At 40.1% G+C, this 21,612-nt stretch carries 22 protein-coding genes; 4 read left to right on the forward strand and 18 right to left on the reverse strand.

Annotated features, from left to right (window positions below; translation table 11 throughout):
- Nucleotides 1–9: 9 nt before the first annotated feature.
- The 13 genes from J0J36_RS08315 to rsgA all read right to left on the reverse strand — a co-directional run bounded on the left by J0J36_RS08315 (nt 10) and on the right by rsgA (nt 12,623).
- A complete protein-coding gene (locus J0J36_RS08315) occupies nt 10–648 on the reverse strand; it encodes a hypothetical protein (protein WP_153925353.1) in 639 nt (212 codons plus the stop codon).
- Complete coding sequence (locus J0J36_RS08320; RefSeq protein ID WP_242520610.1) at nt 635–3,982, reverse strand: hypothetical protein; 3,348 nt, start codon at nt 3,980–3,982, stop codon at nt 635–637. Before J0J36_RS08320 ends, J0J36_RS08315 begins: the two co-directional genes overlap by 14 nt.
- Nucleotides 3,983–3,984: 2 nt before the next feature.
- Nucleotides 3,985–4,386, reverse strand: a complete 402-nt coding sequence (locus J0J36_RS10605) for a hypothetical protein (protein ID WP_242520612.1) — start codon at nt 4,384–4,386, stop codon at nt 3,985–3,987.
- Nucleotides 4,387–4,578: 192 nt separating this feature from the next.
- Nucleotides 4,579–4,896: an ATP cone domain-containing protein gene (locus J0J36_RS08325; RefSeq protein WP_003133409.1), complete on the reverse strand. Its 318-nt coding sequence runs from the start codon at nt 4,894–4,896 to the stop codon at nt 4,579–4,581.
- 205 nt (nt 4,897–5,101) lie between these two features.
- Nucleotides 5,102–5,710: a nitroreductase family protein gene (locus tag J0J36_RS08330; protein WP_019292184.1), complete on the reverse strand. Its 609-nt coding sequence runs from the start codon at nt 5,708–5,710 to the stop codon at nt 5,102–5,104.
- A 149-nt stretch (nt 5,711–5,859) separates the two neighbouring features.
- Nucleotides 5,860–6,489, reverse strand: coding sequence for a uracil phosphoribosyltransferase (gene upp, locus J0J36_RS08335; RefSeq protein ID WP_003133406.1), 630 nt, complete (start codon nt 6,487–6,489; stop codon nt 5,860–5,862).
- A gap of 74 nt (nt 6,490–6,563) precedes the next feature.
- The gene (locus J0J36_RS08340; protein ID WP_206886704.1) at nt 6,564–7,691 is read right to left on the reverse strand and encodes a cation:proton antiporter; all 1,128 of its coding nucleotides are present in this window, start codon (nt 7,689–7,691) and stop codon (nt 6,564–6,566) included.
- 90 nt (nt 7,692–7,781) lie between these two features.
- Nucleotides 7,782–8,651: an aldose 1-epimerase family protein gene (locus J0J36_RS08345; RefSeq protein WP_019292185.1), complete on the reverse strand. Its 870-nt coding sequence runs from the start codon at nt 8,649–8,651 to the stop codon at nt 7,782–7,784.
- A gap of 15 nt (nt 8,652–8,666) precedes the next feature.
- Nucleotides 8,667–9,611: a 3'-5' exoribonuclease YhaM family protein gene (locus tag J0J36_RS08350; protein WP_003133400.1), complete on the reverse strand. Its 945-nt coding sequence runs from the start codon at nt 9,609–9,611 to the stop codon at nt 8,667–8,669.
- A 1-nt stretch (nt 9,612) separates the two neighbouring features.
- Nucleotides 9,613–10,899 (reverse strand): DNA recombination protein RmuC, encoded by a 1,287-nt coding sequence (gene rmuC, locus J0J36_RS08355; RefSeq protein WP_019335372.1) that lies wholly within the window; start codon nt 10,897–10,899, stop codon nt 9,613–9,615.
- Nucleotides 10,896–11,555 (reverse strand): ribulose-phosphate 3-epimerase, encoded by a 660-nt coding sequence (gene rpe / locus J0J36_RS08360; protein WP_019292187.1) that lies wholly within the window; start codon nt 11,553–11,555, stop codon nt 10,896–10,898. The genes rmuC and rpe overlap by 4 nt, the downstream gene beginning before the upstream one ends.
- Nucleotides 11,556–11,563: 8 nt before the next feature.
- Entirely contained in the window at nt 11,564–11,770 is a 207-nt protein-coding gene (locus J0J36_RS08365) for a hypothetical protein (RefSeq protein WP_019292188.1), read from the reverse strand.
- On the reverse strand, nt 11,742–12,623 hold the full coding sequence (gene rsgA, locus J0J36_RS08370) for a ribosome small subunit-dependent GTPase A (RefSeq protein ID WP_019292189.1): 882 nt from the start codon (nt 12,621–12,623) through the stop codon (nt 11,742–11,744). Before rsgA ends, J0J36_RS08365 begins: the two co-directional genes overlap by 29 nt.
- A gap of 92 nt (nt 12,624–12,715) precedes the next feature.
- Here rsgA and J0J36_RS08375 point away from each other — a divergent pair, with 92 nt between their 5' ends.
- The 4 genes from J0J36_RS08375 (at nt 12,716) to J0J36_RS08390 (ending at nt 14,624) form a co-directional block, all read left to right on the forward strand.
- Nucleotides 12,716–13,297, forward strand: a complete 582-nt coding sequence (locus tag J0J36_RS08375; RefSeq protein ID WP_242520613.1) for a DUF2975 domain-containing protein — start codon at nt 12,716–12,718, stop codon at nt 13,295–13,297.
- Nucleotides 13,298–13,311: 14 nt separating this feature from the next.
- Nucleotides 13,312–13,518 (forward strand): helix-turn-helix transcriptional regulator, encoded by a 207-nt coding sequence (locus tag J0J36_RS08380; RefSeq protein WP_019292191.1) that lies wholly within the window; start codon nt 13,312–13,314, stop codon nt 13,516–13,518.
- Nucleotides 13,519–13,632: 114 nt separating this feature from the next.
- Nucleotides 13,633–14,406, forward strand: a complete 774-nt coding sequence (locus J0J36_RS08385; RefSeq protein ID WP_019292192.1) for an XRE family transcriptional regulator — start codon at nt 13,633–13,635, stop codon at nt 14,404–14,406.
- Nucleotides 14,407–14,429: 23 nt separating this feature from the next.
- A complete protein-coding gene (locus J0J36_RS08390) occupies nt 14,430–14,624 on the forward strand; it encodes a hypothetical protein (protein ID WP_019293884.1) in 195 nt (64 codons plus the stop codon).
- Nucleotides 14,625–14,774: 150 nt separating this feature from the next.
- On the opposite strand, the gene J0J36_RS08395 is transcribed toward J0J36_RS08390, so the two are convergent.
- The 5 genes from J0J36_RS08395 to J0J36_RS08415 all read right to left on the reverse strand — a co-directional run bounded on the left by J0J36_RS08395 (nt 14,775) and on the right by J0J36_RS08415 (nt 21,440).
- Nucleotides 14,775–15,806 (reverse strand): 3D domain-containing protein, encoded by a 1,032-nt coding sequence (locus J0J36_RS08395; protein ID WP_019292194.1) that lies wholly within the window; start codon nt 15,804–15,806, stop codon nt 14,775–14,777.
- 158 nt (nt 15,807–15,964) lie between these two features.
- Nucleotides 15,965–18,373 (reverse strand): phenylalanine--tRNA ligase subunit beta, encoded by a 2,409-nt coding sequence (pheT, locus tag J0J36_RS08400; RefSeq protein ID WP_040086145.1) that lies wholly within the window; start codon nt 18,371–18,373, stop codon nt 15,965–15,967.
- Nucleotides 18,374–18,421: 48 nt separating this feature from the next.
- Entirely contained in the window at nt 18,422–19,462 is a 1,041-nt protein-coding gene (gene pheS / locus J0J36_RS08405; RefSeq protein ID WP_019292196.1) for a phenylalanine--tRNA ligase subunit alpha, read from the reverse strand.
- A 363-nt stretch (nt 19,463–19,825) separates the two neighbouring features.
- A complete protein-coding gene (locus tag J0J36_RS08410; protein ID WP_230318217.1) occupies nt 19,826–19,966 on the reverse strand; it encodes a hypothetical protein in 141 nt (46 codons plus the stop codon).
- A 184-nt stretch (nt 19,967–20,150) separates the two neighbouring features.
- A complete protein-coding gene (locus J0J36_RS08415) occupies nt 20,151–21,440 on the reverse strand; it encodes an adenylosuccinate synthase (protein WP_017368598.1) in 1,290 nt (429 codons plus the stop codon).
- Nucleotides 21,441–21,612: the final 172 nt, after the last annotated feature.

Below are 21,612 nucleotides of genomic sequence, written 5' to 3' on the forward strand. Positions count from 1 at the left end.
TCTGAGGATTTAAGACTGCGCCCAGCCTTCTTCTACCCTAATCGCCGCTCTGTCCCGTGCACCAATAACTTCTTCAAGTCTTGATCCTGCACGTGCTAAGTCTGGCATAGTTCGAACGCGGTGTACCTCAGGAGTGCCATCCCACTCCTTATCAAACACTTGACCTTCTGTCCATTGGATACGGCGTGGAGTGATGTAGGCTTCTCGATAGGCTAAAATATCGTTCATAATATATTCCTGAACTTTACCAATATTTTTAAAGTAATATTCATATACCTCATCAAAGAGAATTTCGTTTAAATCAAGTTCATTAGTACCCGCATGTACCTGCTTAAAGTGAAGATTTTTTGCAAGGTAAGGAATTTCAAGTTCAGTGCCATCGTCAAGAAAAATATCGGCTACCCATCCATTATGTATGATATCGTTCGTGCCATTATATTCTCGTCCGTCGATAGTAAAATTTGAATTCACTGATGTTATCGTCCCTATATCATATGGGAGGATTGATGCTTGAGTCGGAAGAAGCTTTTGCACCCTATAATTTCCTTCATATATCGAATCGCTAAACTCATGTCTCAAACCAATCTCTATATACCAGTCAAATATATAAAGTCCTGGAAGTTCACTTTCAAATTCAAGAGTATCCAAAAAAGGTTGGTAGAGTAATCTCCCCTATGATGTCAACTGTACCATTATACCGTCGTGAAGGTATGCGTCCATTTTCCCAGCGTAGAATACGTGGTGTGATTTCCCCTGCAAAAAGGCTAGTGAAATCAAAATTATCAGCAAGTACTTGGTTTGGTCCGAGTAAGTCGTTTAACTGCGCACGAACCAATTCAGGATTTCCAATGGTCAGATACTTTGCCCCAAGCACATGAGGAGAGTTAAAGGACAGATCCCAATTGCTAATATCCAAGTCTACGGTATTCAAGCGCGGACGCCTAATGATATCGTCTTCTGAGAAATACCTCGTATTATCAAAGAGTCTTGTTGCCAAGCCTGCTTGAGCGCCAGCTATTTGCTCAGGATCCCAAGCGGTTACTTTGCCAGCAACTATCTCCCACTCAAGTTCATCTGCCTTGAGCAGAATGTAGTTGCTTGCCCCGTCGCCTGTAATGTCCCAGATGTCATCTAAAGCGGTTCTTGCTGTACCTCTCTGCGTGTTATTCTTGTGTATAAGTCCACCTATAACATCATTTACTCTACCCTCCTCTAACTCTTGGACTAATAAGGCTTGTTTGGTGTTATCTATCGTGCTTAGACTTGGAAGAATCATCTCTGGCTCAATTTTCCTGCCCTTATAGCTATGGCTTACGCTTGGGTCCGCTAATGCCAGACCCGTAAACTGAACGTCTAGCGGATGAATCACCGCATCAGCGAAAGCGGGCTGCATACGCTCTGCTATAAAGAATTCTGGCATTGCGAAGGCAGACTGGCCAAAAAGCTGGTTGGGCAAGTCAAAGTCGACAGTTCCTATTTCTTCTCCTTCTAGCGGTCGCGCGACCAGCTCATAGTTAGACGCATATAAACCGCCATCGATAAACCAGTCACCAAGGGTACGGACAGACTGGCCAGTAACATTATCGTCGGTATCAAAGGCAACATTTTCAGATGAAAATTCAGCTGAACCTGTTTGCAGTATTACACGCTGGGCTCCTTCTTTATCTATGTCAGCAATTCCGAAATCTCCTGTAGCTTCGGGAGCTGGAAGAAGTTGCACTTCACCTTTGATAGTAGCTGAAACCTTTCCATCGTAATCCTTGTCCCCCACTTGGCCCAAGCCCCAGAAAACTTGACGTGGTGTAATCTCGCCATAGAAAAGCTTATCACGCAAGTACTCACGTAATTCTGGTGACAGCTGGACAGGCGATTCAACTGAGTTTTGCACCCCGAGACGTTGTAAACCAAAGTCGGACGTGACACGCACTGGAACAAATCCATCCGTCACGTGGCGGCTGTCAAAATAAAGCTCATCAAAGGCATCATAGAAGACAAAGCGGTAGCGGTTATTCTCAGCTAGCCCCTCGATTTTTTCAATAATAAGCGGTGTGAGAGAACTATAATCATAGATATTTGTAGCGTTATATTGACGGCTAATTTCGCCACGGTCAAAGATAAGACGTCCAATATCTTCAACTTCTAAAGTCAAAGGGTTGATAGTAGCTCGCGCAAATTCAGGAGAGTTGCTAATCTTATAGTTGGGCAGGTTAGCACCTGAAATCTGGTCACGACGATTCAGCATGGAATCATTAAAGTCAAAACCTTCAATCCACCACTCTCCAGGCAGACTGCTGGCAAACTGTAGACGATTTTCCAAGTCGCCAAAATCCCATGCGATAGTATTGCTATCCCCCTCAACAAAACCTGTCAACTCAGGCGCTACAATGCCTGTCACAGCGGTCGTACCATCATATTCCCTACTATCAACGTGACCTACTGTCCAACTGACTTCCTTCTGGTTAATATTTGTATCAACGAAAAGTCCGCCTTGCTCCGCTAAAGTCTGGATTGCCTTCTCAATTTGTACACGGTAGTCCGCCAAGAAAACTGGTAGGTCTTCTGTGCTAAAAAGATCCTCTATCCCAGCCGTAATGTCTAAGCTCTTATAAACATAGGGTTGCACCACAATCTTGTGACGCCCTACGTGGGAGTTAGCAAATTTCAAATCATGACGGCCAATAACCAAGGTGGCGGTAGCAAAGCGTACTTCTCCTACACCGGCAGGATTTGGTCCCTTGATGGCAAACTCAAAGGTATATTCTTCTTGACCATCCACGACAAGCTTGGTATTATCAAAGGTCTTATCTGGCACTGCTTGAAGATCATCGATAATCGTTGGGGTAAAACCAGTGGTCGCCAGAGTGATTGTCCCGTCATAAAGTCCATTGGCTTGTGCGGACTGTGTCAGGATAATCTGCGTCAGCTCAGAGAGAAGTTCCTCACTGAGTGTTTGTGGCAAATCTTGGGCTGCTTCACGCACGGCTGCATGAACGGCTGGAGAGTGATTATGCCCCTCGATATGAACAAAGGAAGCAGACAAGCCCGCGCGATTATGACGTAAGATTTCCTTAGGAAGTTGTACTTCGAATTTCTCAACCTTCGGAAGTCGGTGGCCATTCGCCATCTCAATCTCAAAGTCCAGAGAGATATGCCGAGAAATATTCTGGACGGTCCGTGTACCATCAAAAGGACGTTCAGGGACTAAACCTCGATTAATCTGGATATTTTGAAGCGCTACAGGAACGTTTTCATGAACTTGTGCCTCGTAGAAAAGACCTGTGCCCGTGAAGGCGGATTCCAAGGCAGCAATGTCTACCTCATATTGCATATCTACAAGTTGTCTTTGCTGGGTAAGTTCCAGCACCAAGTCAGCAGCTATACTTTCCCAATCAACTGCTCCATAGTTAATTTGTGCTGGCCCAACATAGTCAGTACTGTCAAAAACAATAGCTGCTATTTTATCCCTAAAATAAAAATTCCCCGTAAATCCTAAATCACCCAAGTCCAAGTGTGGCCATTTGATAACATAATCAACCGGAACGTCATCACCGACAAACTTGTCAGTTACTCGACCCAAACGAATATCTTCCTTTGCGAAAACTATGGGGAAGAAAGGGTTTGGGCGGAGCTGCCCACCAATAAGGCGAATGGACTCCTCACTCTTTCCTGTGTTCCGGCCATAAACACTTATCTGGCCATATGTCTCAGGATTTACTCCTCGTAAAGTAAGAAAACTCCTATCTCCTCCATCATGAGTATAATCTCCAGCTAACATGATTTCAGAAAGTTCATCTCCCACTCCTATTTTAAATTCTATATCCTTAAATTGACCCACTCCAATATTAAAAGTTTTACTTGGATCATCTACTTCAGGAAAATTTCTTGAAAATTCAATCCGAACTTCGTCTTTCTCTACCCACTGTACGCTGTAGATTGTTCCAAGAGGCCAATTGTCCCTGTTTCCCCAGTCATTCCATGGCATGTTCAGAGGCACAATCCCACATAAGCATCACTGGCCTCAAACTGAGTCAATCCCCCTTCAGAAAAACGCGGTGCCTCAAATTTTTGTGGCGCTTCAAAAGTAGCTGGAGTTTCGATAATTTCCTGTATCTCCAGTTCTTCTAACACCTCAGCTTCTTTTGCTTCTTCATACATTGCTTCAGCATGTGTTTCTGGCAAGACAACGTCTGCGATTTCCTGCTCAGGCATTTCGACAACTTGTTCGATACCGGGCACTTCTTCATCATGTCGGCCCCGGATGAGTGTAGCTACAGGTGCACCTTTGGACATTACAAGTGGCAACATTGCAGCGACAGTGCCTGCTTTTTTAAGTCGCGCACGGCGTATGGCTTGCTTCTTTGCTTTGATTGCTTTTCTTTCTGTCATATATTCTTCTCCTGAAATCTTTTGGGAATCTCATGATACCGCTCGGATATAACGTAATGTTTCTCATATTACAAATTATATCAAAGATTAAAATTATAAAGAAGTAATATTACACTCATTTGTTTTTAATTAAGGAACACAAAAAGCAGTTTCTCAGAGAATCTGCTTTTTATTTTCAATATAGTCCCGCTATTAGTGCTTACGATTAATTTCTTGTTTCACTTTATATTCAAGGAAATCTTTTGCCACTTCTTTGTCAAAGTCATTGAGCTGGTTGACCACTTGGTTTTGAATTGTGTCAATCTCAATCTTATCAAAAGGAATTTCAGCGATAACTTTCTCAACAACCTTAGCAACATTGTTGGCAATCATATTGGCATGCAAGGGTTTGTCTTTGTATTTTCCATTAATTGCAGCTTTAAAAACCGCTGTTTGTATACGAAATGAATCCCAATCGACAACGCGACCATTACGTTTTATCACTACTTTATTGAGCAATTTTGCTTCCATATCTTCTCCTTTATGTGCTTTATCTTGCGTCCTTAGTTCTAAGGAATTTTTCGAAATCATATTTTGGCTCATATCTTGATTATCTCAAAATATTTTATTGCCTCAAACAGTAGCAACGCTAGTCTTTTTCGAGTAGTATTACTTTCTTTTATTATAGCAAATTATCATTTTTCCTACAAAAAAAAGCCCTAAGGCCTTTATTAACTTATTTTACGATAATGAAACGGTCATCATCTGCCATGTAAGTTTTTTCTCCTGCTTCGTCTTCGATAGAACCGAATACGAGTTGACCACGTAGTTTCCAGTTTGCTGGAACATTCCATTCTTTAGCAACTGCTTCATCAATAACTGGATTATAGTGTTGCAAGTTTGCCCCAATACCAAGTTCTGCAAGAGCTGTCCATGCATTGACTGAAGTGATACCTGAAGCTTGCTCGCTCCATACTGGGAAGTTGTCTGCATAAAGGGCAAATTGTTCTTGCAAACCTTTTACAACGTCTTGATCTTCGAAGAAGAGAGCTGTACCATAAGCAGCTTTGAAGCCATCAAGTTTTGCTTTTGTACCTTCCCAAGCAGACTCAGGAACACCTTGTGCTTTCATTGTTGCTTTCAATTCGTCAGCCACGATTTGGCCCCAAAGTTTTTCTTGCGCCTCACCTGTAACGATAAGTACACGTGTTGTTTGGCTGTTGAAAGCTGATGGGCTGTGTTTTACTGCTTCTTTAATTGTTTCGATAGCTTGGTCTGCATCTTTAACATCTTTACCAAGTGCGTAGATTGAACGACGATTTTTGAGTGAGTTGATAAATGACATAGTAATGTCTCCTTTTATTTTCTTATTTATGTTTACAATTGTAATCTTAACACATAAATTTACGCTTGTAAACTATTTAGCTCAGGATTTTTATTTTTTTTATAAAAAAACGCTAGAAAGCTTTTACTCTCTAACGTTTTAAAGTTTTATTATTTTGTTCCGAACAAACGGTCTCCAGCATCACCAAGTCCTGGAACGATGTAGCCATGTTCGTTAAGGTGATCATCAAGTGCTGCAACATAGATATCAATATCTGGATGCGCTTCTTGGACTGCTTTTACACCTTCTGGTGCTGCAACAAGACAAACGAACTTGATATTGTTAGCATTACGCTTTTTAAGGCTATCAATTGCAAGAATTGCTGAACCACCTGTAGCTAACATTGGATCAACCAAAAAGATTTGGCGCTCAGCGATATCTGTTGGGAGTTTAACCAAGTATTCAACTGGTTTGAACGTTTCTTCATCACGATACATACCAATGTGGCCCACGCGCGCTGCTGGGATAAGTTTCAAGATACCATCTACCATACCGATACCTGCACGAAGAATTGGCACAACTGCTAATTTCTTCCCTGCAAGTTCTTGCGCAGTCATGTGCGCAACAGGAGTATCAATTTCGACATCTTGTACAGGCAAGTCACGAGATACTTCATAAGCCATAAGCATACCAATCTCGTCAACGAGTTCGCGGAACTCTTTTGTTGAAACGTCTGCACGACGCAAGATTGAAAGTTTGTGTTGGATAAGTGGATGTTTTACTACTTGACAGTTTGACATAAGAAACCCCTTCATTTTATATACTTTGACTATTTTATCATTTTTCTTGTCATAAGTCTGTTATTATTGTTATTTTAGTCTTTTTTCAAAGAGAGCTTGATTAGGAACGGTGCAATCAGAGTGCTGAGGATAATCACGATAACCAGCTCTGAATAAATATCGCTATTAATCACTTGTGAAGCAAGACCAATCTGCGCGATGATTAAAGCCATTTCACCACGAGAAACCATTCCTGTACCGACCAAGGCACTGTCTGAGCTTGTAAGTCCCGTTGATTTCCCGATGAAATAAGCCGGAATAAACTTCGTCAATACGGCTAATAAAGTAAAGAAGAGAATCAAGATTGGATGTTCAAAGATGCTCTCGAAAGTTACGGAAATCGCAATGGAAACGAAGAAAACTGGGATGAAGACGACATAAGCAATAGCGGAACTGTATTCCTCAATCTTATGAGAAACGTCTGTTTGACTTAAAGCTAATCCAGCAAAGAAAGAACCAATCACAGCTGACATACCCGCTGCATCAGCAAGGAGGCTTAAAACCAAACAAAGAATGAGCGCCGCTGTTGTATTTTTTGCGTAGACCGGAAGTTTCTCCACAAAGCGCCAAACTTTAGGGATTGACTTGTGTACCAAGACAAGGAAAAGAAGGAAGAGGAATTCCATGAAAAACTGCTTTGGCAAGTTGCCAGAAGAGCTTTGTGTAGATGTGAAGATAGATAGAGCTAAAACAGCCAGAATATCGTCTACAACAGCCGCACCCAAGATAATAGAGCCTGCCTTTGTGGAAAGCTTACCGTATTCTTGCAAAACTTCAACTGTAATCGAGACAGAGGTTGCTGCAAAGACGATACCATAAAAGATAGCCGTTGAGAAGGCATAGCCCATCATCGTTGTTACGCCCCAGAAAACCAGTAAAGGAACAAGGACACCCGCTAGGGCAACCAGTAAAGCAGGTTTAAAGTTTTTCTTTAAAACCCCTAGGTCACTCTCTAGCCCTGCCAGAAACATGAGCAGAATCACCCCAATTTCGGAGAGGACCTCAATGGTGTGTCCTCCTTGCAACCATCCCAAAGCAGCAGGTGCTAAGACAATACCAATCAGTATTTGACCGACTACTGCGGGAATTCTTATTCTTCTTGCGATTAAAGTTGCGACTAATGAAGTCACTAAAATCAGTGTAAGTTGGAAAATATCATTCATACTTTCTATTATAGCAATTTACAGCTGCTTTTTCTCGCGGTCTTTCTTAAAAATTTAGAAAAAGATAGACTTACTGTCTATCTTTTTGTCTTAGTTTATTTCAATGACATATTCACAGCTAAAAGTTTCATGTGGAGCAAGTTGATTCATCCCAAATTTTTCGGTAAGTTCGCCTGTTGTGCTAACTTCATCTGCTATACCAGCCCAAGGTTCGATACAAACAAAAGGAGCTTCAGCTGGATAGGGACTCCAAAGACCAAAGAAAGGCATGTTTTCCCAAGTGACTTTCACACTTCGACTATCTAAACGGTTTGTTAAAGCCACTGACATCTCATCTGATGATGTATAAACGAGCGCGTCTTTAGAAAAGCGTTCATGGTTCAGTGCTATATCACTCACCTCAACCTCAGATTGCTCTTCTCTCTTAAGCGTACCCGTTGGTAAATCTAAAGGAATAAATGTACGTTTTTCGGCTGGGGCTATCGTCAAGGTGTAATCCTCAAAGCTGCCTTTTTCGAGAGGAACGTTAAAAGCTGGATGAGCACCCACACCAAAAATCATCGTCGTTTCATCTTTGTTTTCCACTTGATAAAGTACGCGCACTTGATTTCCTGTCAATTTGTAACTTACCTTAAAGCTAAATTCAAAAGGATATTGTGCAAGTGTATCAGCATTTGAGGTAATTTCATAAACCAACTCATCCTCTTTTTCCTGTACGAGTTTGAATTCTGTATCACGTGCAAAGCCGTGTCCTGACATCTCATAGTTTTTACCTGCGTAGCTGTAATGTCCGTCTTTTAACTTCCCAACAATCGGGAAAAGAACAGGAGCATGACGTCCCCAAAACGCTGGAGCTGCTTGCCAAAGATATTCGATACCCTCTTTTTGAACAGAGTGTAATTCTGCACCAAAAGTGTCAACTGCAACCGTTAATGTATTATTTTTAAGTGTGTGTTTCATCTTTTCTTCTTCTCTTTAGTTATCTAATGGTTTATAAAAGTTACGATTTTCCAAGGCAAAGACGCGTTGACTTGATTGTCCCGGTTCAACATTATTTAGAGCGGTCATCATCATCATCATGCTAGCATCCATCATATCAATCTGATGAATGATTTCTGCTTCCATGATTTTAGGGCGGACAGGACTGCCATATTCTAACTGGCCGTGATGACTCAGTAAGACATGACGCAGTAAAAGCAAGTCCTCTTTTTCATCACTGATGTCAAGTTCGATCGCTGCTTTACTGACTTCTTCATCGATAAGAACGATGTGTCCTAAGAGATTTCCACGCAACGTATAACTTGTGTTTTCATAACCAGTAAACTCTAAACATTTGGCCATATCATGCAAAAGAATACCTGCAAACATCAAAGATTCATTGAGCTGTGGATAAACTTCACATACTTTTTCGGCCAGTTGGAGCATCGTGGTTGTATGATAAGCTAACCCACCTTCAAAGGCATGATGATTGGTTTTTGCAGCAGGAAACTGATAAAATTCACGGTCAAATTTTTTCAAGATATGACGAACGATACGATTCCATGTTGCATTTTCAATACGGAAAACGATACTTTCAACATATTTACGGAGATCCGTCTCATTTACCGGTGATTTTTCACGATAATCTGCAGGGTTAGCTGGTTCGTTACCTTCCGGCAAACGTAGGCTAATTCGATTGACCTGCGGCATACCGTTGTAGAGTTCTTTTAAGGCTTTCATATGAACCACACGCCCCGCAACAAACTGCTTGACAGCTTTAGGATTGGCATCCCAAATATTGCCCGATATTGTTCCTGTCCGATCTTGAAAAACAATCGCAAGGAAATCCTTACCTGCGCGTGTTCGACGAAGCTCGACTGATTTTATCAGGTAGAATCCTTCAAAAAATTCTCCCATAGCTATGTTTTTTATCAGAACCATCTTAGTCCCCTTCTATTTCTAAAAGCGCAGCACTCGTGTCTTTGTCAACGGCATCAATCGTGCGCAATTTACGATTCATGACATTCGTTCTTGTCGTAATCAGCGTATTGATTTCTTTTTCGGACTGTTGCAAACGTTCGTGAACTTTCTTAAGCGAGGTTTCAAACTTACCAAATTCGGTTTTAACAGCCCCAAGCATTTCATAAACTTCACTTGATTTTTGTTCTATCTGTAAGGTCTTAAATCCCATTTGCAAGCTATTCAAGACTGCTGTCATGGTTGTTGGACCAGTAACATTTACCTTATAATCACGGCTGAGTTGCTCATAAAGGTCTGTGTTATTTACCACTTCCATGAAAAGCCCCTCAATAGGTAAAAACATGATTGCAAAGTCGGTTGTCTTTGGCGGTAAGATGTATTTCTCCGAAATTGATTTTGCCTGAGCTTTAACCGCGGCAAACAAGGCTTTTCGTGATGCTTCAATCGCCAGCATATCGTTTGTTTCAAGCGCAGTTTGCAGGCGTTGGTAGTCTTCCAAAGGAAACTTTGAGTCAATCGGCAATAAAACATCACTGCCTGCTACTTTACCAGGCATGATAACCGCAAAATCTACTGCATTTCGGTCTTGAATGTTGACTTGCTCCTGGTACTGACTTGAGGTGAAAATTTGCTCTAAAATACGGCCAAGTTGTACCTCGCCAATAATACCTCGTGTCTTCACACCCGTCATTACTTTTTGTAGGCTATCGACATCACTGGCTAGGTTACGCATTTCGCCTAATCCTTTATCAACTGAAGTCAGAAGATTTGTGACCTGTTCAAAGCTTTGGGAAATCCTTTTGTTTAATGTTTCCTGAAGCTTTTCATCCACCGTGTTCTGAATTTGACTGAGCTTTTTATCATTAGCCTCTTGCAGCTCCTGAAACTTACGGTCAAATTTATCCGTAATAGCTGCTGACATTTCTGCTAAGTTAAGCGCAATTTTATCTAGTTTTTGCTCGTTGGAACTTTGTAAATCCTTAAACTGGTAATCAAATTTAGCATTGATATTTTCTGTCAGATTTCCTAAGTTTGCATTCATATTATGCGATAAGCTTGAAACTGTTCCGGAAATTTCTTGGCGATTTTGCCCCAACTGTTGCGACATTTCTATACGTAACTCTGTCAGGTTTGAAGACAGATTTTCGACCCGCGCATTCAGTTTGGTGTTAGACGTTGGCTTTTTGAAAAAATTAGCAATCCCAATCAGAATGGCTAAAATCAAAAGAATAATAATGACGACGTTCATAATCTATCTCTTAACTTTTGAATGTTATCAGCCACATCGCCTTTAAAGACAAAAGATCCAGCTACAAATACATTGGCGCCTGCTTCTCGTGCTTGGTCAACAGTTTTATCGTCAATACCACCATCAACTTCAATATCAAATTCTAGATTATTAGCTTCACGTAATTTCACAAGTTCACGAATTTTATCCATCGTTTCAGGAATAAAGGCTTGACCTCCAAAACCAGGATTGACAGTCATCACCAAGACCATATCCACCATGCCGAGAACAGGTTCAATCATTGAAACGGGAGTTCCAGGATTGATGACCACGCTTGCTTTCATTCCGGCTGCTTTAATCTTTTGCAATGCACCATGGATATGTGCTGTTGCTTCAACATGAATACTCATGATATCCGTACCGGCTTTCGCAAACTCCGTTACATATTTTTCTGGATTTTCAACCATCATGTGCACATCCAAAACCATATCTGTATGTGGGCGAAGTGCAGCAACGACACCAGAGCCAAAAGTCAAGTTGTCAACAAAATGACCATCCATAACATCAATGTGTACATAATCAGCACCAGCAGCTCTAATCTTTGCGACTTCTGCTGTAAAAGCACCAAAGTCAGCAGCGAGAATAGATGGTGCGATTTTATTTGTATATTGTTTCATGTTTCCTCCTATTTTTTCAAGCCAAAGAAAGCTTTATTGATTTGGTATAAACCCCAAATAGTTAAGACAACAAGCAAGCCAAAAAGTGGCCACTTCCAATCTCCTAAACTATTTTTAAACAGAATGATAAGGCCCCAAAGAATCACTAAGCCTAAAAAGCCGGCTTGCTTCATCCAAATGTTCCCTTTAATTTTGTTTTTTTCTTTGTTTGGCATAAGTTTCCCTCGTGTTGTTTATTTCAGTTAATAATTGTAGATAGTTCTCATAACGGCTCGCTAAAATCCTACCTTCTTCAAGTGCTTCTTTGACAGCACAAGAAGGTTCATGTGTATGGGTACATTCTCTAAACTTACACCCATGACTTTCTCGTAAAATTTCTGGAAAGGCCGCATTTAAATCGGGTTGGTTAGAGACATCATAGTCTAGATTTGAAAATCCTGGGGTATCTGCAATTAAGCCTGATGCCACTTCAAAGAATTCCACATGACGCGTAGTGTGACGTCCACGTCCTAGTTTGTCTGAAGTTTCTCCCGTAGCCAAGTTCATACCTGGTGCAATTAGATTCAACAAAGTTGTTTTTCCAGCGCCCGTTTGCCCCATAAAGACCGTAACTTTATCTGCTAATACTTCTGTCAGTTCTTTCCAGTCAAAGAAAACTTGATAGCCAATCGTTTCATAATTCTTTTTGAACTGTTCATACTCACTGACATCCTCAAGCAAATCTAGTTTCGAAATGTAGATGAGAGGCTGAATATCTTTATGTTCCAAAAACACAAGAAAGCGATCCAACAGGTTCAAGGAAAAATCAGGATTAACCGTTGACATGATGATGACAGCCTGATCGATATTCGCAATGGAAGGACGAATCAAGCTGTTTCTGCGTTTGTGTATATCTAAGATATAACCTTCTGAATTTTCTTCAGCTGAAAAGTCCACAAAATCACCAACGATTGGTTTCATCCCTTTCTTACGAAAGTTACCACGCGCTCGTGTTTGATAAACTTGTCCCTCAGATTCTACATTGTAAAACCCTGCTAAAGATTTAATAATACGTCCTTTTTTTACCATACTGATATTTTAACACATTTCATATAATTATTATTCTCTGCTCCTTGAAACCCTTACGACTATCTCTCTTATAAAAAACAATTGTTCTTTGAATGATACATCTATACGTACAAAACCATAGTCAACTCATATCGCAAAACGATATTTTCATCTTGACAATCAATCATCCATCACTTATAATGAACAACATGAAAGAAATATCGAAAATTAAGACCACCTTTCTCAAGGTTGCACTTGTACCTGTTATTGCATTTATCCTTTTTTTCTTTGTTGTTTTGACACAAGGGCTCATCAGTTCCTACTCTGATCATGATATTTATTTTGTAAAAATTCTCTTTTATTTGGCGCTTTACATAGCTGCGGCCCTATCTCTTGTCGTAACGATTTTTGTCTATCGTATACTGTTACTTATTGAGCGTGGTACAGCCTTTACTGAGCCGGCCTTAAAGATAATTTCTACTATTAAAAAATTATCATTTGCAACTTTCTTTGTGCTTCTTGGAATTTTACCTATGACCTATCACATCATCGAGGTGATTCATGCACCGGTAATTATGGTTATTGGTGTAGCCATTAGTGTTACTCCTTTTATTGTTGCTATCTTTATTGCAACAATTGAAAAGCTCCTGCAAAGTGTCATTCAGATTAAATCAGAAAATGACCTCACGGTTTAAGAAAGGAGTATAAAATGGCAATAAAAGTACATATAGATCGAATGCTTGTAGAGCGTGAAATGTCTGTGACTGAACTTTCAGAACGAGTGGGTATCACAATGGCTAACATTTCTATTTTAAAAAATGGTAAGGCTAAAGCAATACGCTTCTCTACACTTGAAGCACTTTGCAAAGCACTCGACTGTCAACCTAAAGATCTCCTTGAATATCGAGAAGATTAATAAATGCAAGGAAGCAAGCTCGCTTCCTTTTATTGACTCATTCAATTTTTTAGCTTGACTTCTATTCTATTTTAGCTTATAATATTGATAAATTCAATAAAAGAGGATGGAAGCATGAATCTAGGACAAACCTTAAAAAAGCTACGTAAAGAACATCAGTTTACTCAAAAAGACATTGCCAAGATGCTTGACATCACTCAAGGGACTTATGCGCTTTGGGAGAAGAAAACCAGTAATCCTGCTTTAGAAATGATTACTAAACTTGCAGATATTTACAAAACACCTATTGATCTTATCCTCAACGAAAATCAAGGACATTCTTCTTTTATTGAGCTTCTCGATATTTACAAACAGTTAGATGCTGAACAGCAAAAGAATGTCTTGAATTTTTCACAGTTTCTTGCCAGTCAGAAACCACAAACTCTTCCTGACTCAGATAATATCATTCCTTTACGTACTTACCGTCGTGAGGAACTATATACGATTGAGGTAGCTGATGAGCAATTATCTGCTGGTTTTGGTCAGGCTCTGAATGACACCCAAGAGACTTACACCATCTTTACAGATGTACGTCCAGGCCGTTATGACGGTGCTGCACGCATCAAAGGAGACTCTATGCAACCAGAGTATCCTAACTTCTCTATTGTCACCTTTGTTACGACTGGTTTTGATAGAGATGGCGATATTTATGTCATTTCAGAGGGCGGACCCGGAGAAGAACAGCTGTATTGTAAGCAAGTTTTTCGAGACGGAGAAAGTTTCCGCTGTCACTCACTCAACACCGATCCACAATACAAGGATTTTTACTTAGATGAAGAAACTTCAAGAATCGTCGGCCCTGTCGTTGATTGTATTGAAGAAATAACGCCCGAATTAATCGAGAACTAAGAATATTATAAAAGAAGGTCACAATGGAATTTATAGAAATTGTTTTAATGTTTGGTGGAATGGGCTTAGGTTTTGCAGCCCTCTATGAAATAGCCCTCTGGTTTAGTCCTGAGGAGCGAGATTTACGTAAGACTAAAAAAGTAAAACAAGTTGAAGCTCAAAAATTCATCACTCTGCCAACAGCGATAAAGTTAAAAACTGGTCAGAAAGTTTCATGAAAGAAAGATAAGTGCAGCCTTGGCTCACAAAAAAAAGCCCAAGAAGACTTTGAATAACCTCTTCTTGGGCTTTTTTAGTACTTATAAATGCAAAACAAAAAGCATACTTAAAGTAGTTTTGAAAGGCTACTGTAGATATGCTGTTGTTTGTTAAGCAAGTACATTAATCTGAATTGTCTTACGTCCCCAAGCTTGCGCTTGAGCTGTTGTTGGAAGATGGACATCAATAATATTTCCCTTGATGGCTCCACCTGTATCACCTGCAATAGCAATGCCATATCCTGGGACTTCAACCATCTTTCCTAAGGGAATGACAGAAGGATCTACGGCAATACACATTGGATTTTGGTGCAAGTTAATCCCTGTAGCTGTGATAAAACCTAAGCCGTTATCTGAGGAGTAAGCTGTAGCCGAAACAGTCAAGGAAGTTCCACCATCACTACTCGGAGCTGTAATCGTCGTATCTTTAGGCTCCGAAACTTGAGGTGCTTCATTTTTCTTTGAAGCCAACTGCTCTATTTTAGGCTGATCTGCATTCTCGTCTACTGTTGTATCTTTAGCCATTTCTGCTTTGGCTTTCATCTCCTCCAGTATGTTCTGGTTATCAGCCATTTTATTTTTTAGGGTATGAATACTCTCTTCAAGGTTCTCCGCTTGCTCTTGGTAGTCTGCCTGAGCAGTTTTTAACTCATCTTTGGTTTGCATAAGTGAGCTTTGCATTGTTTCCAAATTTTTCTGCGTGTCAACTAAGTCCTTAGCTTGCGCATCCTCAGCTCTTAATATCACACTCAGGTTTGTCCAAGCCTGTATTGCTTCATGAAAATCATTAGCATTCAATACTACATTAAGAACAGAAGCTGAAGCTCCACCGTGAGCTTGCATGGCACGCATTTGCTTCGCTACTGTTTCTTTTAAAGAATTGTATTTTCCCTCAGTTCTTTCAATTTCTTGATTCAGACTTGCAATCTTTTCTTGCGTTGTTTTTAGCTTATTTTGCGAATCAGTTGCTTTTGCGTAGATAGCATTTGTCTGAGAAAGTTCTGAGTTGAGCTGTTGTTGAAAGTTCTCGATATCTTTATTAATCGTACTTTCGTCAGCTTTAGCAACTTGTAGGCCCATTGTCAGCATTCCGACTGACAGTCCAAGTAAAGTTGCACCTTTTTTCCAATTGTTCTTTTTCATATTTTACTATTTTAACACAAAAAGAACGCAGGTTGATGTCAAATACATTACGAAGAGACATACAAACTTAATGTAAACCGCTTTTATTAATACTTTATCTCTTGACTTTTTTAAAACTCATAATAAAAACCTTAGAATATACTTCTAAGGTTTTTCATTTAACGGATTTCAAGCGCTAAAGTTTCTACAAGATTTTTCGTAATTTTTGCCATTGCTTTTGCAATTTCTTCTTCTGTCATTGTCTTTTCACGACTTTGGAAAGTTAAGCTATAAGCCATTGATTTCTTACCTTCTGGTAAGTTTTCACCTTGATAAATATCAAAGAGCTCAACTTTGCTTAATGTTTTAACTTTACTTGAAGTGATTGTTTCTACGATTTCAGCATGTGTTTTCTCTGCATCAACTAGCATCGCAATGTCACGATGCACAGCTTGAACTTTTGGAATTTCCACAAAGACTGTCTGCGCTGGTGCAAGCTCAAGCATTGCATCCAAGTCCAGTGAAGCCACATAAGTTTCTTTCACATCATAAGCTTTTGCTGTTGCAGGATGAACTTGCCCAACGAAACCAACTTGACGGTCACCCAAAAGAATACGTGCAGTACGCCCTGGGTGCATTTCTTTGACTTCAGAATAAGCTTCAAAAGCAAGGTTGTCATAACCTGCTAGGAGTTGTTCAACAATAGCTTTTGCATAATAAAAGTCCACAGCTACAGCATCAGAACTGTAGGTTTTGTCTTCTACATTTCCAGAAATAGCAAAGGCAAGATGTGGAATTTCAAGAGGACGTGTATCTTCAGAATCTGTCGCTACAAAAATATTGCCTACTTCATAAATTGCAACATCTGCATTTTTGCGGTTTTGATTGTAATTAACAATATCTAAGAGACCCGGAATTTGACTGCCACGTAAGGTTTGACGATCTTCTGTCATTGGCAACATCAACGATGTTGTTGCCCCTTGTGTTTCTACAAATTCTTGCGCTTTTTCTGCTGTAGTTAAAGAATAACCAATAACTTCTGAAAGCCCTGCCGCTTCGACGTGTGTGCGTACCTTGCGACGTAATTTTTGCATGGCAGTTAATTCACCTGCTGTCGCACCTGAAGGTAGAGTACTAGGTAAATTATCATAGCCATAAATACGAGCTACTTCTTCCACGATATCGGCTTCAATCTTGATATCCCAACGTCGTGAAGGAATTTGAATGTTAAATTGTCCTTCTTTTTCTTGTGTTTCAAAACCAAGTTGCGCTAAAATCGCAAGTACTTCTGCATCTTCAAGTGATGTTCCTAAAGCCGCATTGATACGGTCCAAAGTAATGTTAACTTCTTGAAGTTTGGGCATGAAGTCATTTGACTCTACCACACCTGAGAGAATCTCTCCACCAGCCAGTTCTTGAATCATGGCTGCTGCAAAGTCTAGTGCTTCACGTACTGTACCTTGGTTGATTCCTTTTTCAAAACGGCTTGAAGATTCTGAACGTAAGGCAAACTTATGTGAAGTTTTACGGATTGAAGTGCCGTTGAAAAGTGCAGCTTCTAAAGCTACTGTGACTGTTTGATCAGTAATTTCACTGTCAAAGCCACCCATGACACCTCCAAGAGCTACCGGTTGGCCATTAGCTGTAATTACGATATCCTCAGGGCTAAGTTCCCGCTCTTGCTCGTCGAGAGTAATAATCTTCTCTCCTTGATCCGCCTGACGCACCACAATTTCATCTGCACCAAACTTATCAAAATCAAAAGCATGAAGCGGTTGGCCGTAGTACATCAAAACATAGTTGGTTACGTCAACGACATTATTAATGGGGCGAATACCAGCATTCATCAAGGTATTTTGTAGCCAAAGTGGTGATGGAGCAATTTTGACATTTTCAATCATACGAATTTTATAAGTCGGAACTTGTTCTGTACTTGTTTCCACTTTTACAGCTACCTTATCAGCCGCTTTTTTGGCTACTTCGGTTACCGTTTTTTCTTCAAAATTGACTGTTTTACCATAGATAGCTGCTACTTCATAAGCAACACCACGCATTGACATTGCATCAGCACGGTTGGCCAAGATATCGGGTTCGATAATTTCATCATCTAAGTCAAGATATGGCAAGACACTGTCACCAATCACTGCATCTTCAGGTAAAATATAGATGCCATCTTCATGCTTCATTGGATTAACAGATTCAGGAATACCAATTTCATCAAGTGCGCACAGCATTCCTAAGGAAACGATACCACGGATTTTTCCTTTTTTGATTTTATAGTTATCCGCGATACGTGCACCCACAAGTGCTGTAATGACTTTAATTCCAGCTTTGACATTTGGAGCACCACAGACGATTTGGAGCGGTTCTTCTTCTCCAACATCAACTTGGCAAATATGTAGATGTGTTTCAGGTACATCTTCACAAGTCAAGACTTGACCGACAACAATTTTTGACAAACCTTGTCCTGGTACAGTTACACCTTCAATTTCAATACCTGAAAGTGACATTTTTTCTGCCAAATCAGCAACAGGAACATCATCAAGACCGTTGACTAATTTTTTTAACCATTTATATGATACTAACATTTTATTTTTCCTTTTATTCCGTATTCTTTTATGTCTTTACTTCTGAAATTATTTTCCAAATTGTTCTAAGAAACGTAAGTCACCTTGATAGAAGCCACGAATATCATTGATACCATAGCGGAGCATTGCGATACGTTCTTGTCCCATACCAAAAGCAAAACCAGAATATTCCTTGCTGTCGATACCACTCATTTCTAAAACGTTAGGATGAACCATACCCGCACCGAGAATTTCAATCCAGCCAGTATATTTGCAGACATTACATCCCTTGCCGCCACATTTGAAGCAGCTTACATCGACCTCAACAGAAGGTTCCGTAAACGGGAAGTAAGAAGGACGTAGACGAATCTCACGGTCAGCACCGAACATTTTTTGAATGACAAGTTCAAGCGTACCTTTAAGATCGGCCATCGTAATGTTTTTATCCACAACTAAGCCTTCGACTTGATGGAATTGGTGGCTGTGAGTAGCATCATCCGTATCACGACGGTAAACGCGACCTGGAGCAATCATGCGTAAACCACCTTTACTAAAGTCATGTTGGTCCATCGTGCGCGCTTGCATTGGCGATGTATGTGTGCGTAATAATACCTCGTTTGTTACATAGAAAGTATCTTGCATATCACGCGCAGGATGATCTTTAGGCAAATTCATACGCTCAAAATTATAATGATCCGTTTCGACTTCATAGCCGTCAACAATCTCATAACCCATACCTAAGAAAATTTCCTCAATCTCTTCTGCTGTTTGAGTCAAAATATGACGTGCACCTTTTTTAGGTGCATGACCGGGTAAAGTCACGTCTAAAGTTTCAGAATTTAAGGCTGCATTCATGGCTGCTGCTTCAAGCTCTGCTTTTTTCTCCTCAAGTTTCGCTCCGAATTCGTCACGGAAGGCATTAGCTAGAGCACCGATAACTGGACGTTCTTCATTTGTTAGGTCTTTCATCCCTTTGAGAATTTCTGTCAACTCGCCTTTTTTACCCATGATTGCTGTTCGCAAATCATTCAGCATTCTTTCTTCAACAGCTGCTGTTAAATTATTCAAAGCTTGTTCACGTAAAGCTTCAATTTTTTCTTGTAAATTCATTTTTTCTCCTAATACCTTCTAACCGTGATGACAAAAAAACCACGATTTCAACCCCTACACAAAGGAGCGAAAACCGCGGTACCATCCTATTTTATCACTTAATTAAAGACTATTTTAAATTAGAACGAGGTGAACTTCAATAACTTTTCCGTGTGATGATTTGCAGTCGACGACATCACTCCCTTAAACGTTCCAGTAACCTACTCTTCTCATTCTTTATATGTTCTTATTTTAGCAGATTTATCTCATTTGTCAATGGTTATCGCTGCCTTAAGCATTTTCCACAATTATTAACAATTTCAAAGAATTATTACTTCTTGATTTTAAGGATATACCCCTTACGCCTATTGAGTTCTTTTTCTTCTACTTCTGTTTCTGGTGGCAGATTGAAAGCTGGCGGACATAGGTGGGATAGACTACGGCATTTCCTGAAAACATCCCATCTTCAATCGTTTTTACTACTGCAGAATCCGTTTCAAAAGCCGTACGGAGCCATTTTTTCACGACTATAAACATAGCAATAAGTATTTGGACAAAACTCAGGCTCACAAACAGCACTACTCTTATTCTCTTTTTCAATAATATTCTCCTCCAAAAATCAATAATTAATTTTTAGCAACTAATACGAGAAAAAAGGCACCAAAAAAAGCAATCAACTCAATGATTGCTTGCTCTTAGATTTATTTCCTTAGGCTTCCCAAACGTTTTCCAAAACGTTTGTTTGGTCACGGTCTGGACCAACAGAGAATGTTGAGATACGGACACCAACGAGTTCTGCAACACGAAGAACATAGTTGCGTGCTGTTTCTGGAAGTTCTTCCAGAGTACGCATTCCAGTAATATCTTCAGACCATCCTGGCATTTCTTCGTAAATTGGTTTGCAACGTTCCAATTCTTTAAGACTTGCTGGGTAGTGAGTGATTTCTTTTCCGTCAAGTTCGTAAGCGACACAGATTTTCACTGTTGGTAATCCTGCCAGAACATCAATAGAGTTCAAGCTAAGATGAGTCAGACCTGAAACACGTCGTGAGTGACGCATAACGACCGCATCAAACCATCCTACACGGCGTGGACGACCTGTTGTTGTACCATATTCATGTCCAACTTCACGGATTTGGTGACCTGTTTCATCAAAAAGCTCTGTTGGGAATGGACCATCACCAACGCGTGAAGTGTAGGCTTTACATACACCAACTGCTTTATCAATTTTTGTTGGACCAACACCTGAACCGATAGCTACTCCTCCTGCCAATGGGTTTGAAGATGTAACAAAAGGATAAGTTCCTTGGTCGATATCTAGCATAACACCTTGTGCACCTTCAAAGAGGACGCGATGGCCTTCATCAAGCGCATCGTTCAAGATTACTGAGGTGTCCGCTACATATTTTTTAATTTGTTGACCGTATTCATAGTATTCGTTAAAGATTTCATCGAAATCAAGTGCTTCACTATCGTAAAGTTTAACAAATTCACGGTTTTTATTTTCAAGATTTGTACGTAGACGTTCTTCAAAAATTTCTTTATCAAGAAGGTCTGCGATACGGATACCGACACGTGCCGCTTTATCCATGTAAGCTGGGCCGATACCTTTGATTGTCGTACCAATCTTTTGATCGCCTTTAGCTTCTTCTTGAAGGGCATCTAACTTGATATGGTAAGGCAAGATAACGTGGGCGCGGTCTGAGATACGAAGATTGTCTGTTGTTACACCGTTTTCGTGGAGGTAAGCAATTTCTTTTACCAGGGCTTTGGGGTTGATGACTACACCATTACCGATAACAGATGTTTTTTCTGGGAAGAAAATACCAGATGGGATAAGGTGGAGTTTGTACTTAAAGCCGTCAATAACAATAGTGTGACCGGCATTGTCCCCTCCTTGGTAACGCGCAATAACCTCTGCGTCTGAGCTGAGGAAGTCAGTAATTTTACCTTTTCCTTCATCTCCCCACTGCGTTCCTACAACAACAACTGATGGCATAATAGCTCTCTTTTCTTTTAATATTTGTACGCTCTATGTCTCCTTTTCAAGAGGCACAGCTGGCATTTTGATATTGAAAAGCTCCTATCGCACTATTCCCATTATAGCAAAAAATATAATTTACTTTGAGTAAGAAACGAGTTTTTTTCTATAAAACTACTATTTTGTTCGG

It is taken from the genome of Lactococcus sp. LG1074 (genome assembly GCF_017309525.1).
Taxonomy (GTDB): domain Bacteria; phylum Bacillota; class Bacilli; order Lactobacillales; family Streptococcaceae; genus Lactococcus; species Lactococcus petauri.